A 14,080-nucleotide genomic window follows, 5' to 3' on the forward strand; every position below is an offset into this window, starting at 1 on the left:
TTCTGCGTCATTTGACCCGAATTCCGTCCCCCGAGACGGTCTTTAGTGAGGCGACCATGTTCCAGTCATCCGCATTCGATCCCGAGCAACCCGGCTTCAATCCCGTCCACTTCGAGCGTGCCGCGCGGCAGGCGGTCGTCGATCTTCAGCGTGTCGTCGGCGGCCCCGCGCAGCGGGCGCTCGGCTTGCGGCGCCGCAGCCATCCGGCCGCCGTCCGCACGATGAGCTGGCAGGCGCTGCTGAATGTCGAAGAACTGGCGTTCTCGAACTCCGGCTTCCTGAACCGCAACGATCCAACGGTCGTCGACGCCTTCATCCGGCTGCGCGACAGCCGGATGGTCGCCGCGGACGTCGAGGAAGCCGTCGACTGGAAGCGCGACGACGACGATTTGCCCGCCGTTTATCTGATCGTCAAGGCGATGCTGGAAGCGGAAGAGCGCGAGACGCAACACGCCGAGATGGAGTGACGGCGGCGACGCGCGGCCGTCCCGTTACAGCCGCGCCGCGAGGCGCGCACCCTGATCGATCGCGCGCTTCGCGTCGAGTTCGGCGGCCAGTTCCGCGCCGCCGATCAGGTGCACGGAACGCCCGGCCGCCTGCAACGGCGCGAGCAACGCGCGCTGCGGCTCCTGCCCCGTGCAGAGCACGATCGTGTCGGCTTCGATCAGCTCGTGATCGGTGCGCTGCTCGCCGTACGACACGTGCAGCCCGCGCGCATCGATCAATTCGTAGTTCACGCCGCCGATCATCTTCACCTGCTTCATCTTCAGCGTCGCGCGGTGAATCCAGCCGGTCGTCTTGCCGAGCCCCTTGCCGAGCGGCGCGGCCTTGCGCTGCAGCAGCGTCACTTCACGCGCCGGCGCCGTGACCTGCGCACGCGTCACGCCGCCACGCGTCGCGGCCGGGTCGGTCACGCCCCACCCGGCCTTCCACTCGTCCAGATCGAGCGCCGGCGATTCGCCGTCCTGCACCAGATACTCGGCGACATCGAAGCCGATCCCGCCCGCCCCGACCACCGCGACACGCCGACCGACCGGCTGCCTGCCCGCGAGCACGTCGATGTAGCTGAGCACGTTCGGCCCGTCCTGCCCCGGAATCTTTGGGTCGCGAGGCGCGACGCCCGTTGCGAGCACGATTTCGTCGTAGCCGCCCGCGATCAGGTCGCTTGCGTCGACGCGGCGGTTCAGGTGCAGGTTCACGCCGGTCAGCTCGACCTGGCGGCCGAAGTAGCTCAGCGCTTCGTGAAACTCCTCCTTGCCCGGAATCCGCTTGGCCATGTTGAACTGGCCGCCGATCTCGGCCGCGCCGTCGAACAGGTCGACCCGATGGCCGCGCTGCGCGAGCACGGTCGAGCACGCGAGCCCGGCCGGCCCCGCGCCCACCACCGCGATGCGCTTCGGCTGCAGCGCGGGCGTGTATTTCAGCTCCGTCTCGTGGCATGCACGCGGATTCAGCAGGCACGACGCGATCCTGTTCTTGAACGCGTGATCGAGACACGCCTGGTTGCAGCCGATACAGGTGTTGATCTCGTCGGCGCGGCCCTGTGCGGCCTTGATCACGAACTCGGCATCCGCGAGCAGCGGGCGCGCCATCGACACCATGTCCGCGCAGCCGTCCGCGAGGATCTGCTCGGCCACTTCGGGGCGATTGATCCGGTTGGTGGTCACGAGCGGAATGCCGACCTCGCCCTTCATCTTCTTCGTCACCCACGCGAACGCGCCGCGCGGCACCGACGTCGCGATCGTCGGCACGCGCGCCTCGTGCCAGCCGATCCCCGTGTTGATGATGGTCGCGCCCGCGCGCTCGACGGCCTTCGCGAGCTGCACGGTTTCGCTCCAGTCGCTGCCGTCCGGAATCAGGTCGAGCATCGACAGCCGGTAGATCAGGATGAAATCGCGGCCGACCGCTTCGCGCGTGCGTTCGATGATCTCGATCGGCAGCCGGATGCGGTTCTCGTACGACCCGCCCCACTGGTCGGTGCGCTTGTTCGTATGCATCGAGATGAACTGGTTGATCAGGTAGCCTTCGGAGCCCATGATCTCGACGCCGTCGTAACCGGCTTCACGCGCGAGCTTCGCGCAACGGACGAACGCGCGGATCTGCCGCTCGACCCCGCGCGCGCTCAGTTCGTGCGGCGCGAACGGCGAAATCGGCGACTTGATCTTCGACGGCGCGACCGCGAACGGGTGATAACCGTAGCGGCCCGTATGGAGGATCTGCAGCGCGATCTTGCCATCCTCTGCGTGCACGGCGCCGGTGATCTCGCGATGGCGCCGCGCGGCGGCCGACGTCATCAGCGTGCCGCCGAACGGCTTGGTCCAGCCGGCCACGTTCGGCGCGAAGCCGCCCGTCACGATCAGGCCCACGCCGCCGCGCGCGCGTTCGGCGAAATATTCGGCGAGCCGCGGCAGCGTCTTGCGGCTGTCCTCGAGGCCCGTGTGCATCGAGCCCATCAAGACGCGGTTCTTCAGCGTCGTGAAGCCGAGATCGAGCGGCGCGAGCAGGTGGGGAAAGGGTGTCGTCATGATGATCGTGCCAGTAAGCGATGCGTGACATCGTAGGCGCACGCCGCCTTGAACGTGAGGGGGCAAACAGCCATAATGCTTGTCATTTTCGGCCAAAACGACATGACCTCCCCTCTCGCCAAGGACCGCCTCGGGCTGCGCCGGCCGACGATTCCGGTCGCCTACACGCGCCTGCTGCTGCGGGCGCTGGCCGCGCGCGGTGTCGACCTGGCCGCCGTGCGCGCCGGCACGGGCCTGCGCGATGCGGTGCTGGCCGAACCGGACGCGCGCGTCGCGCCGTCGCAATGGGGGCGGCTCGTGCTCAATGCGATCGAGATCGGCGGCGATCCGGGCATCGGGCTCGCGTTCGGGCTGCTGCTGAAGCCGACCGTGCACGGCTTTCTCGGCTACGCGACCCTGACCGCGCGGGACATCCGCGAGGCGCTATCCGTCACGCAGCGCTACTTCCGGATGCGCAACCGCCAATATCGCCTGACCTATGAAGAAGACGAACGCGGCGCGACGCTCGAACTGCACGGCGTGCAGGCGAGCCCCGTGCTGCAGCATCACGTGATGTTCGAATTCGTGCTGACCGGGCTCGCGCAGAACATCTCGCAATGGGCCGGGCGCGCGTCGCCGTCGATCGCGCTGCAATTCACGTGGCCGGAGCCGCCCTATTTCGCACGCTATCGCGACCAGTTGCCGCCGGTCGAATTCGGCTGCGCGGCCAACGCGCTGTGGATCGCGCACGACGTGCTCGACTGGCCGCTGCCGCTCGCCGACGAAGTCGCGCACCGGCAGGCGCTCGTGCAGGTGGAGCGTGAGTATGCGCAGGTGCGCCAGGAGGAAGGCGATCTGGTCGAACGCGTGCGTGCGGAGCTGGCACGCGGGGCCGGCGATTACCCGGGGCCGGGGACGCTCGCCGATGCGCTGCTCGTGTCGACACGCACGCTGCGGCGCCGGCTCGAGGAAGCCGGGTCGAGCTATCGGCAGTTGCTCGACGAAGCGCGGTTTCGCGACGCGAAGCAGTTGCTCGCCGCGTCGGATCTCGACCTGAAGACGATCGCCGAGCGGCTGCAATTCACCGACCCGGCGAATTTCACGCGCGCGTTCCGGCGCTGGGCCGGGCAGACGCCGAGCGCCTATCGGGAGGCGGCTGCGGGCACGGCACGCGACTGATGCAGGGCCGCGACCGGCACGAGGTGCCGGCCCGCGATTTCATCGGTATGATCAATCCCACGCCCAAGCGGCGCCGACCGGCGCACTCTCCCGCCCCATGCCCAATCACACCACGCTGATCGAGTCAACGATCGACCGTATCGATACGAACCTCGTCCGGATCGCGGCCGACATCAGGAAGGCGCCGCTTTATCGCCTGACGATGCAGAACGCCTGCTACTTCATCGCCGCCGACGATTTCGACGCAGAGGCGTTCAAGCAGATCGATCGATTGAAGCCCGGGATGGCCGTGCGCGCGTGCATCTTCAACGATCGCGGCCGTCACCGGATCGCGTGGCTCAGAAGCAGCGACCTGGCGATCGCGCCTTACGATGCGCTCGGACAAAAGAGCCGCAACCTGACGCTGCTCACATGGGCGTCGATCGTCTTCGTGCTGAGCCTGCTGATCGGCGCCGCCGTGTTCAGATCGGGCTGGGCGTTCGTCGGCGCCCTGGCCTTGCTCGCGAGCATCATCAGCCTGCTGGGCATCCTGCTCGCGATCGCGGGGCTGTCCGATCTGGTGTTCCGGCCTCAGCGTCGCGAGGCGCAGGAAAAGTGGCGGTACGAACCCGCCGGGTTCACGATGGAACGGAGCAACGGATGACCGGTCGCACCATGCAAATCGCATCCGGCCGCGTGACGTCCGTCAGCCAGAAGACGATCACTACGCAGGTCTGGAGCAACAATCTCGGCTGGACGACGCAAGGCATCGAGGAGATCGCGCTGCAGCTCGACACGTTCGACGCGCCGCTCACGCTCGTGACCAGCGCCACGCGCAGCCTGTTCCTCGTCGCGGGCGATCGGCTGGAGGTGGTGTACGCCGAAGGCCCGGATCGCCCGGCCATCTACGGCATCCACAACGCGACCGACGCCTCGGTGTATCTGGTTCGACCCGCGAAAGTCGCCGCGGCCCGTATCGATGTGTTCGCGACGCTATTCCTGCTGGTCGCCTCCGTCTTCATTCTCGGCATCATGTCCGCGGTGTCGCGCAGCCTCGACGGGATGCTCGACACGTTCGCATGGTTCGCCGGGGGCGCGATCGGGTTCTTCCTGCTGAGCACGGTCCTGCGCACCGTGTTCGGCGTGATCGTGTGGCCCGAGATCCGGCGGCTCAGGCAGCCCGGCGGCAAGCGCGAGATGAACGCCGCAAGGCAGGCGCTGTCGCTCGCGAACGACGATACGCCGAACATCCGTTTTCTCTGACGCGATACGCACGCGACGCGTCAGCAGCCGACGACGATCCGCGCCCCACCGTCCCCCTCGCCCGCCTCGATCCGCACCTCGCCAGTCGCGGCGACGATCGCGTCGTACACATCATCGGTCACGCACACCACCGGCACCGCGATCGCATACAGCTCGGCCGCCACGATCGCGCCGATCGAGATGATCAGGTCGCGCTCCTTCAGCACGATCCCGACCGGCCCCGTGCCGTTGCGCACGGCTTCCGCGAGCACGCTGCTGCTCGAACTCGAACCCTTCGCGTGCGGCATCACCATCACCTTGCCGGCGAGGCTCGCACCGGCCTGCGGATGCCCGCGATCGACGATCTTTCCCGCGCCCGAATCGTAGCCGCCCCAGAAACTGAGCGGCTTGTCGAGCACGAACGCGTGCGCGCATGCGCTGCCCGGCACGAGCGTGTCGCCCGTCAAGCCCTTGCCCGTCGTTTCAGTCATCGAATCGCACCTTTCCTTCGAACGCCGACCGCACGCATTCGCGCATGCTGCCGTACGCGACCGTCACGCCGATGTTCGCGGGCGCATACGACGCCCATTTCCCCGAATTGGTCATCACCAGCCCTGACAGTTGCTTCATCACAGGCGTGATGTACGTGCAGGTGTCGACGACGATCTGAATGCCGCGCGCGGCGAATTTTTCCGCGAGTCCGGCCTCCTCCAGCTCCCACAAGATGAAGCGGCTCGTGTTCACGTAGAAATCGCAGGCCGGCTTGCCGTCGAACGCGTCGAGCAAGGTGCCGAGCGTGCGGAATTCGGCCAGCGAGAAATGCGGTGTGCCGAGCGCCACCGCGACGAGTGCGTCGCCGGCCGCGCCGTGGTTCAGCGTGCGGCGAATCTCGTCGAGGTCGGCCATCGCGACGTCGACCGTGCGTTGCGCCGCCTGCCCGTGCAACGCGGCGTCGAGCGTCGGCGCCTCGGGTGTGATGCCCACCGCATGGAACAGCGCGACGGCGCCGCTCGATGCGGCCGCCGCGCCCAGCGCCTTGAGTTCGTCTTCGGTGGTATCCGCCGGCAGCCCGACGATCGCCGGCACGACCGCGCCCGCGATCCTGCCGATCAGCAGACCGAGCGCGGCGAAATAAATGTCGCGCGACGGCAGGCGGTTGAAGTCCGGCGCGTTGAACACGATCCGCGCGGCGCGGTTCGCTTCGACATGCAGCCCCGCATACGGCGCGCGCCCGGTGATCGCGGCAGCCAGGTCGAGAAAATCGCCATACCGGCTCGTGCGCGCGCCGAGCACCGAGTTCGCGAACACGATCGCGTTCGATTCGGCCCACGCGATCTGCTCGCCTTTCGCGGGACGGTTCTTCAGTTGATACGGCGCGCACGTGAAGCTCGATTCGCAGCCGAGTTGCAGATGCGCGTCCATCAGGCGCTGCGCGTCGCGCTGGATCGTGCGGTCGCCGTGGTACAGCTCGGGATGGATCAGGTCGAGCGACCCGACGTTCAGCGTGGTCGGCACCGCGACCTTCGCGCCGGTATCGACGAAATATTCGACGAAGTCGAGGCTCGTCTGGCCGTGGTACAGGCAGCCGTCGATATGCGCGGACGTGATGTCGATCAGGTGCGGCGCGGACATCACCTGCGCCGTGCGTGCGACGATCCGCATCGCGCGCGCGACGCCATCGCCGTAATCCCCGCGCAGCATGGCGCTGTCGCGGTCACTCAACTGCAGCATCGGTTGCTCCTCTGACGCGTGCCGACGGCGCCGGCCCGTGAAATCCGTCAGGGGACTCTACAACTGGAAATAAAAACTGTCCAGATATGCTCCGATCCGGACAGTTTAAAAAACCAATTTCAGCCATATAGCGTCACCGAAGTGGACAATGGCTCGAATTACGCTCCAGTTTGCCGCCGGTTCGTCTAGCGTTCCGCGGTCACGCTGAACAGCTCGTCGCGCAGCGCCTTCGCGCGGTCGCGTCCGAACTGCGTCTCGAATTCGTCCTGCGCGGCCTGCCACGCAATCAGCGCCCGCGCGAACGTGCGCTCGCCCGGCTTCGTGAGGCTCAACGCATGCGCACGTGCATCGTGCTCGGACGCGGCCGTCGCGACGAAGCCGTCGCGCTGCAGCGGCTTCAGCGCGCGCAGCAGCGTCGTGCGGTCCATCACGAGGCTATCGGCGAGTTCGCTCATCAGCAGGCCGGGCCTGCGCGTCAGGTTCGACATGATCGAGAACTGGGCGGGCGTGACGCCAACCGGGGCCAGATGGCGTTCGTACAGTTGCGTGACGAAGCGCGCCGCCTGACGCAGCGCGAGACAGTTGCACGCCTGGGCAATCGAGGTGTCGTTCATGCCTCGCAATTTATATGTGCATATGCATAAAGTCAATGTACACTCCGCCGTAACCAGGCCGGCGGCCGGCCCTCGCGTCAAGGAGACGGACATGGACTACATCGACAAGCTGAGGATCTTCCGGTCGGTGGTGGAGCTGCGCAGCTTCACGCGCGCAGCCGACATGCTCGGCCTCGCCCGGCCTGTCGTGTCGCGCGCGGTCGCGGATCTCGAAGCGCGCTTCGGCAGCCGGCTGCTGCACCGGACCACGCGCCAGGTGTCGCTGACCGAAACCGCCGAGCGCATCTACGAGCGCTGCGCGGCCGTGCTGGACGAGCTCGACTCGCTCGAAGCGGAAGCGCAGTCGCCGACGCGCGAGCCCGAAGGCCTGTTGCGGCTCGTCGCGCACACGACGGCCGCGCTGAACCGGCTGGTGCCGCTGATCGCCGGCTTCAAGGCCGCGCACCCGAAGGTGCGCCTCGACGTGACGCTGACCGAGCGCCCGGTCGATCTCGTCGGCGAAGGCTACGACATCGGCATCGTCGTGCCGTACATGCTGACGAGCGAAACGACCGTCGTGCGGCTGGTCGAACGCATTCCGGTCGTGATCGTCGCGACACCCGCGTACCTGCGCGCGCATTCGCATCCCCAAACGCCGGCCGATCTGGCCGACCATCCGTTCGTGCCGATGTCGCCGTCGCTGCGGCGGCCCGCCTTGTCGTTCCGCATCGACGGCGACACGCTGACCGTGCCGTTCCGCTTCGACATCTCGTCGAACAGCCCCGTCTTCAACCGCGAAATGGTGATGCACGACTTCGGCATCGGCGTCGTGCCGAAAACGCTCGTCGGGGACGAACTCGCGTCGGGCGCGCTCGTGCAGCTGCTGCCGGACGCCGATCTCGTCGATGCCTTCGTCGAGATCAAGCTCGCGTACGCGAACCGCGCGCTGCTGCCCGCGAAGGTCAAGGCGTTCATCGACTACACGGCCGCCTACTGCGACCGCGAAGGCTGGATCGTTCCGGCGGCCGCCTGACGCCGATTGGTACAGCCGTGACAACAATCTGATCCCGCGCCTCCGCTCGCTTCACGCCGTATTGCCACCTAACATGTGCACATGCACAAGACAACGCTCACCGATGACGATTGCTTCGCGGTCCGGCAAGCCGCCCGGCGAATCTCGCAGTTCTACGAGCGCTATCTGTCGCGCGCGGGCGTCACGCCGTCGCAATACAGCATTCTCGCGCTGCTGCGCGACCAGCCCGGCCTGACGATGGCGACCTTGTCGAGCGTGCTGGTGATCGAACGCACCGCGCTGCTGCGCGCGCTCAAGCCGCTCGTCGGCGCGGCGCTGGTGGCGGGCCGGATCGAGCCGCCGTGCCGCGGCCAGACGTTCGCACTCACCGAGCACGGCGAAACCAAGGTCGCAGATGCGCACGTGCACTGGCTCGCCGCGCAGGAGGCATTCGAGCAGTGTTTCGGGTCGGCGCAGGCGGCCCGCCTCAGAGACGAATTGTTCCGGATCACGCACAACCTGCCGGAACGCTGATTGACGACTTCCCCGACGGACGGCACGCCGTCTTTCGTTTTGATACGTGCATATACATAGGTGAATCGATGGAAACGACCCAAGCCGCTGCCGCGTCACGCGAAGCAGCCACAACCGACCAACCCGCGAAGCAACAGCGCCGCGTGCCGTGGATGCGCATCGCGGTGGGTGCCGTCATCGTCGTCGTGGCCGCCGCCGCGCTCGACTGGCTGTTCGTGCTGCGCTTCCAGGAAAGCACCGACGATGCCTATGTCGGCGGCGACGTGACGGTGCTCGCGCCGAAGGTCAACGGCTTCGTCGACAAGATCCTCGTGACCGACAACCAGCGCGTGAAGGCCGGCGACGTGCTCGTGCAGCTCGATGCGCGCGACTACGACGCGAAGCTCGCGCAGGCCAGCGCCGAAGTCGACAGCGCGCGCTCCGCCGTGACCGAACTCGAGGCGAAGCAGCAACTGCAATATGCGGTGATCGGACAGCACGCAGCGGACAAGAACGCTTCGTCGGCCGAGCTGACACGCGCCGCATCGGATCGTGTGCGCTACCGCGAGCTCGTGAAATCCGACGCGGTGTCGAACCAGATCGTCGAACGCGCGGACGCCGATTACTCGAAGGCCGGCGCCGCCGTCGAACGCAGCGACGCCGCGCTGCTCGCGTCGAAGCGGCAGCTCGACGTGCTCGGCGCGCAGCTCGCCGACGCTCGGGCGCGCGTGAACACCGCGCTTGCCGCGCAGCGCGTCGCCGCGCTCAACGTCGAATACACGACGATCCGCTCGCCGGTCGACGGTTACGTCGGCAATCGCACGGGCCGCGTCGGGATGCTCGCGAACGTCGGCGTGCCGCTGCTGACGATCGTGCCGGCTTCCGGACTGTGGATCGACGCGAACTTCAAGGAAGACCAGCTTCGCAAGATGCACGCGGGCGATCGCGTCGACGTGTCGCTCGATGCGTCGAGCACGCGCCTGCACGGCCGCGTCGACAGCCTCGCGCCCGCGACCGGCGCGACCTTCAGCGTGCTGCCGCCCGAGAACGCGACCGGCAACTTCACGAAGATCGTCCAGCGCGTGCCCGTGCGCGTGCATCTCGATCCGCAGCCGGGCCTCGAGCACGTGCTGCGCCCGGGCCTGTCCGCGGTCGTGACCGTGCATACCGGTCGCGCGAACTGAACGGGAGACGACGATGACCACCGCGTTTTCCGGCGACCCGGCGTCGCAACCGACGAAGCAGCGCGTCTTCGCCTTCGCGCTGATGTGCGTCGGCTTCTTCATGGCGACGCTCGACATCCAGATCGTCGCGTCGTCGCTGCGCGACATCGGCGGCGGCCTGTCCGCCAGCCAGGACGAACTGTCGTGGGTGCAGACGGCCTACCTGATCGCCGAGATCATCGTGATCCCGATGTCGGGCTGGCTGTCGAAGGTGATGTCGACGCGCTGGCTGTTCGTCGCGTCGGCCGTCGGCTTCACGATCACGAGCATGCTGTGCGGGCTCGCGTGGGACATCAACTCGATGATCCTGTTTCGCGGGCTGCAGGGCGCGCTCGGCGCCGCGATGATCCCGACCGTGTTCACCACCGCGTTCGTGCTGTTCCCGGGCCGGCAGCGGCTGATCGCGTCGACGACCATCGGCGCGCTCGCGTCGCTCGCCCCGGCCATCGGCCCCGTGATCGGCGGCTGGATCACCGATCAATGGTCGTGGCACTGGCTGTTCTACCTGAACCTCGTACCGGGCATCGCGGTGGCCGCACTCGTGCCGCGCTACGTGCATATCGACGAACCCGACCTGAGCCTCATCAAACGCGGCGACTACCTCGGCATCGTGCTGATGTCGGGTTTCCTCGGCTGCCTCGAATACGTGCTGGAGGAAGGCCCGCGCAAGAACTGGTTCGGCGACGACGCGATCGTGATCTGCGCGTGGATCTCCGGCATCTGCGGCTTCCTGTTCCTCGTGCATGCGCTGACCGCGAAAGATCCGATCGTCGACCTGCGCGCGCTCGCCGTGCGCAACTTCGGGATCGGCAGCCTGCTGTCGTTCGTGACCGGCATCGGGATCTTCGTGACCGTGTTCCTGACGCCGCTGTTTCTCGCGCAGGTGCGCGCATTCAGCTCGCTGCAGATCGGCATCGCGCTGCTGTCGGTCGGTGCGTTCCAGTTGGTCGCGCTCTGCGCGTATGCGTTCGCCGCGCGCTTCTTCAGCCTGCGTGCGCTGCTCGTGTTCGGGCTGATCTGTTTCGGGCTCGGCTGCTACCTGTACACGCCGATCACGCACGACTGGGGCTGGCGCGAATTGCTGCTGCCGCAGGCGCTGCGCGGCATCGGCCAGCAGTTCAGCGTGCCGCCGATCGTGACGATGGCGCTCGGCTCGCTGCCGCAGTCGCGGCTGAAATCGGCGAGCGGCCTGTTCAACCTGATGCGCAATCTCGGCGGGGCGATCGGCATCGCGGTGAGCGCGACGATGCTCAACGACCGGCTGAATTTTCACTACCTGCGGCTGAACGAGCACGTGAGCGCCGGCGAGCCGCAGATCGCATCGCTGCTCGATCGACAGGCCGCGTACTGGGGCTCCGTCGCAGGCAATACGCTGAATACCGCGCAGGCCGGGCTCGCGAACCTGCATCGGCTGGTCTATCGCGAGGCGCTGACGCTCACTTATGCGGATGCGTATTACGTGCTGTCGCTGTGTTTCGTCGTCGCGCTGTTTGCCGTCGTGTTTTCCAAACCCATTACGTTGAACGCGCCGCCGCCGGACGCGCACTGAGGCCAGGGTCATCATCATGAAAAAGCTACTCGTCGCGCTGGCTGTCAGCGCATTTGCCGCCGGGTGCGCGGTGCAGCCCGCGCAGCATCCGGCGCTGTCCGAATCCGTCCAGACGCTCGCACCCGCCGCATGGGATACCGACGTGCCGCGCGCGGACATCGACGCCGCCGCCTGGTGGGCACAATTCCACGATCCCGTGCTCGACCGGCTGATCGCGGTTGTGCTCGACGGCAACCTCGATCTGCAGGCCGCCGCCGAACGCGTGAAGCAGGCGCAGGCGCTGACCGTGCAGAAGCGTGCGGTGCTGCTGCCCGAACTCGACGCGACCGCGCATGCGGCCGACGCACGCCAGAACACGCCGCCGCCGCTCGGCTATGTGCGGCAGGCCGGCGCGGGGCTCGCGCTGAGCTGGTCGCCCGACGTGTTCGGCGGCGAACGGCTCGACCTGCTCGCCGCGCAGGCGGAACTCGTCGGCCAGAAGCATGCGGAAGATGCGATGCGGCTCGCGCTCGCAGCGGATGCGGCGTCCGCGTATGTCGATCTGCGCTGGGCACAGCAGGAACTGAAGATCCTTCAGGACAACGCGAAGATCCGGCAGCATGCGCTCGAACTCACGCGCAAGCGACAGGCGTTCGGGCTGTCGACGGAACTCGACGTCACGCGTGCGCAGAACCAGCTCGACGCGCTCGAAGCGCGGATTCCGCCGACGCAGGCGCAGATCTCGCATCAGCTCAATCTCATTGCCGTGTATTCGGGGCGCACGCCGGAATCGGTCGATCGGCTCGTGCTCGCGCAGGCAGGCGACATTCCCGCGCCGCCGGCTGGCGCGCCCGGTACGTTGCCTTCGCAGGCGTTGCTGCGGCGGCCCGATGTGCTGACTGCGTATGCGCAGGTCGAGCGGCGGGCGGCGCAAGTCGGCGTGGCGAAGGCCGAGCGGTATCCGAAGTTCTCGTTGAACCTGACGGACGGGATTCTCGCGGCTTCCTATCTCGGGTTGCCGACGTTGACCGACAACCTGTTCAGCGCGGCGTTGAGCGCGACGAGCCCGATCTTCAATGCAGGGCGGATTACGGCCGATATCTCGCAGAGCGAAAGCCGGATGCGCGAGTCGGAACTCGGGTTGCGGCAGACGATGCTGCAGGCGTTGCGGGAAGTCGAGGATGCACGTGCGAATCTCGTCAGCGCCGATGAGGCGACGCGGCGGCTCGATAGTGCGCTCGCTGCGTCGGACAAGGCGCTCGGGCTGGCGAATCAGCTCTACAAGGGTGGCGCGACGGATTTTCTGGACGTGCTGTCGGCGCAGGAGGTGTATCTGCGGGATTCGGATTCGCTCAACCAGGTCAGGCGCGAGCATGCGCTGGCGGCGGTCGCGCTTTATCGGTCGCTAGGGGGCGGGTGGAGCAGGAGCGACGCTACGGGTGGGCCGACGGTGGAGGCGGTGGCGAAGAACTGAACGTGATCATGATACGACGCCGGCTTCAACACTTGCCGGCGTCCCGCTCGTCAACCGCACGACCCAAGACATCTGACCGACGACAACGCGATCAGGTAAACCGCCAGCCACGCAATGCCCAGCCCCGCGATGACGGTGACGATACGCGTGATGAGCTTGTGCCAGAACCGGATCGCAGCGAACACTCCCGCCGCCAGCAGGAGCCCGATGAGGATCGGGCCGAGCACGTTCATCGCAGCGTTATCGATCCAGCGCCAGCTTCGCGCCGAGCCCCAACAGGATCGTCCCCATCACCGCATCGATCGGCTTGCGCAGTCTCGCGTAACCCGTCTGCACGCGGTTCGTCGAGAACAGCACGGCCACCGTGCAAAACCATGTCAGCGATACGGCGACGACCACGGCCAGCGTCGCGCCATGCACCCATGCCGGCGCATGCGCGGGCAGCAGCGTGACGAACAGGCTGCCGAAGAACGCCGCGGCTTTCGGGTTGGTCAGGCCGACCAGCAGCCCTTTCCGGTATGCATGCACGCCGCCGCGAACGATCGGCTGGCTTGCCGCTTCAGCCTGCCGTGCCGACTGGCGCAGGCCCGACAGCGTCCTGATGCCCAGGTAAATCAGGTAAGCCGCACCGGCGATGCGGATCGCCTCGTACAGCCACGCGAGCTTCGCGACGATCAGCCCGAGCCCGAAAATCGCCATCGCCGCCCACACGGCATGCGACGACGCAATGCCCGACGCGGCCAGCAAACCCGCACGGCGATTGCCGAGCGCATGGGACGAAACAGCGATCAGGTCGGGGCCGGGGCTGACGCACGCCAGCAACATCACGCCGCCGACTGCGGCGAGTTGGGGAAGATAGCTCATGGCGGTTCGGGAGGATTCGGGTGAGGAGGAATGCCGGCTTACTCTAGCACGCCGATTCTGGTTGCATGCGGGACGATCTGGAACGGGGTGCGCCGGCAGCCGCATACTTTCCCTCGTGCCGCCGCCGCGGGCCTTGCAACCGCGTATTACAGGGGCGGGCGCGTCGGCGTGCTCCGCGTGGATCGATGCGGCGCGTGCGACAAATTAGCCGCCGCTGGAAAGGCGATGTTCGACGTTT

Annotated in this window: 15 protein-coding genes; 9 read left to right on the forward strand and 6 right to left on the reverse strand. The window is 67.1% G+C overall.

Annotated features, from left to right (window positions below; translation table 11 throughout):
* Window positions 1–56 precede the first annotated feature (56 nt).
* A complete protein-coding gene (locus DPV74_RS11135; RefSeq protein WP_027790981.1) occupies window positions 57–467 on the forward strand; it encodes a DUF2471 family protein in 411 nt (136 codons plus the stop codon).
* Between the two features lie 24 nt (window positions 468–491).
* Here the strand turns inward: DPV74_RS11135 and DPV74_RS11140 are convergent, their stop codons facing one another.
* The gene (locus DPV74_RS11140) at window positions 492–2,525 is read right to left on the reverse strand and encodes an NADPH-dependent 2,4-dienoyl-CoA reductase (protein WP_119337148.1); all 2,034 of its coding nucleotides are present in this window, start codon (window positions 2,523–2,525) and stop codon (window positions 492–494) included.
* 75 nt (window positions 2,526–2,600) lie between these two features.
* Between DPV74_RS11140 and DPV74_RS11145 the strand changes: the two genes are divergently transcribed.
* From DPV74_RS11145 to DPV74_RS11155, 3 genes are all read left to right on the forward strand, one after another.
* Window positions 2,601–3,683: an AraC family transcriptional regulator gene (locus DPV74_RS11145; RefSeq protein WP_119337149.1), complete on the forward strand. Its 1,083-nt coding sequence runs from the start codon at window positions 2,601–2,603 to the stop codon at window positions 3,681–3,683.
* A gap of 97 nt (window positions 3,684–3,780) precedes the next feature.
* Window positions 3,781–4,326, forward strand: coding sequence for a hypothetical protein (locus tag DPV74_RS11150; RefSeq protein ID WP_060173090.1), 546 nt, complete (start codon window positions 3,781–3,783; stop codon window positions 4,324–4,326).
* An 11-nt stretch (window positions 4,327–4,337) separates the two neighbouring features.
* On the forward strand, window positions 4,338–4,925 hold the full coding sequence (locus DPV74_RS11155; protein WP_240439958.1) for a hypothetical protein: 588 nt from the start codon (window positions 4,338–4,340) through the stop codon (window positions 4,923–4,925).
* 20 nt (window positions 4,926–4,945) lie between these two features.
* On the opposite strand, the gene DPV74_RS11160 is transcribed toward DPV74_RS11155, so the two are convergent.
* The 3 genes from DPV74_RS11160 to DPV74_RS11170 all read right to left on the reverse strand — a co-directional run bounded on the left by DPV74_RS11160 (window position 4,946) and on the right by DPV74_RS11170 (window position 7,249).
* Window positions 4,946–5,395: an aconitase X swivel domain-containing protein gene (locus DPV74_RS11160; RefSeq protein ID WP_060083376.1), complete on the reverse strand. Its 450-nt coding sequence runs from the start codon at window positions 5,393–5,395 to the stop codon at window positions 4,946–4,948.
* Window positions 5,388–6,635 carry an aconitase X gene (locus DPV74_RS11165; protein WP_119337150.1) on the reverse strand — a complete coding sequence of 416 codons (1,248 nt, stop codon included), beginning with the start codon at window positions 6,633–6,635 and terminating at the stop codon, window positions 5,388–5,390. Before DPV74_RS11165 ends, DPV74_RS11160 begins: the two co-directional genes overlap by 8 nt.
* A gap of 185 nt (window positions 6,636–6,820) precedes the next feature.
* A complete protein-coding gene (locus DPV74_RS11170) occupies window positions 6,821–7,249 on the reverse strand; it encodes a MarR family winged helix-turn-helix transcriptional regulator (protein ID WP_119337151.1) in 429 nt (142 codons plus the stop codon).
* Window positions 7,250–7,340: 91 nt separating this feature from the next.
* Between DPV74_RS11170 and DPV74_RS11175 the strand changes: the two genes are divergently transcribed.
* The 5 genes from DPV74_RS11175 (at window position 7,341) to DPV74_RS11195 (ending at window position 12,978) form a co-directional block, all read left to right on the forward strand.
* Window positions 7,341–8,261, forward strand: coding sequence for a LysR family transcriptional regulator (locus tag DPV74_RS11175; protein ID WP_060173088.1), 921 nt, complete (start codon window positions 7,341–7,343; stop codon window positions 8,259–8,261).
* A gap of 81 nt (window positions 8,262–8,342) precedes the next feature.
* Window positions 8,343–8,774 carry a MarR family winged helix-turn-helix transcriptional regulator gene (locus tag DPV74_RS11180; RefSeq protein WP_119337152.1) on the forward strand — a complete coding sequence of 144 codons (432 nt, stop codon included), beginning with the start codon at window positions 8,343–8,345 and terminating at the stop codon, window positions 8,772–8,774.
* A 68-nt stretch (window positions 8,775–8,842) separates the two neighbouring features.
* Window positions 8,843–9,937, forward strand: a complete 1,095-nt coding sequence (locus DPV74_RS11185; RefSeq protein ID WP_059693878.1) for an HlyD family secretion protein — start codon at window positions 8,843–8,845, stop codon at window positions 9,935–9,937.
* A 13-nt stretch (window positions 9,938–9,950) separates the two neighbouring features.
* The gene (locus DPV74_RS11190) at window positions 9,951–11,525 is read left to right on the forward strand and encodes a DHA2 family efflux MFS transporter permease subunit (RefSeq protein WP_119337153.1); all 1,575 of its coding nucleotides are present in this window, start codon (window positions 9,951–9,953) and stop codon (window positions 11,523–11,525) included.
* A 16-nt stretch (window positions 11,526–11,541) separates the two neighbouring features.
* Window positions 11,542–12,978 carry an efflux transporter outer membrane subunit gene (locus DPV74_RS11195; protein WP_119337154.1) on the forward strand — a complete coding sequence of 479 codons (1,437 nt, stop codon included), beginning with the start codon at window positions 11,542–11,544 and terminating at the stop codon, window positions 12,976–12,978.
* Between the two features lie 50 nt (window positions 12,979–13,028).
* On the opposite strand, the gene DPV74_RS11200 is transcribed toward DPV74_RS11195, so the two are convergent.
* On the reverse strand, window positions 13,029–13,211 hold the full coding sequence (locus DPV74_RS11200; RefSeq protein ID WP_060173085.1) for a hypothetical protein: 183 nt from the start codon (window positions 13,209–13,211) through the stop codon (window positions 13,029–13,031).
* A gap of 7 nt (window positions 13,212–13,218) precedes the next feature.
* Window positions 13,219–13,842 (reverse strand): LysE family transporter, encoded by a 624-nt coding sequence (locus DPV74_RS11205; RefSeq protein ID WP_027790967.1) that lies wholly within the window; start codon window positions 13,840–13,842, stop codon window positions 13,219–13,221.
* Window positions 13,843–14,080 lie beyond the last annotated feature (238 nt).

Origin of the sequence: Burkholderia sp. HAN2018 (assembly GCF_024704855.1) — a bacterium.
Lineage (GTDB): Bacteria > Pseudomonadota > Gammaproteobacteria > Burkholderiales > Burkholderiaceae > Burkholderia > Burkholderia cepacia.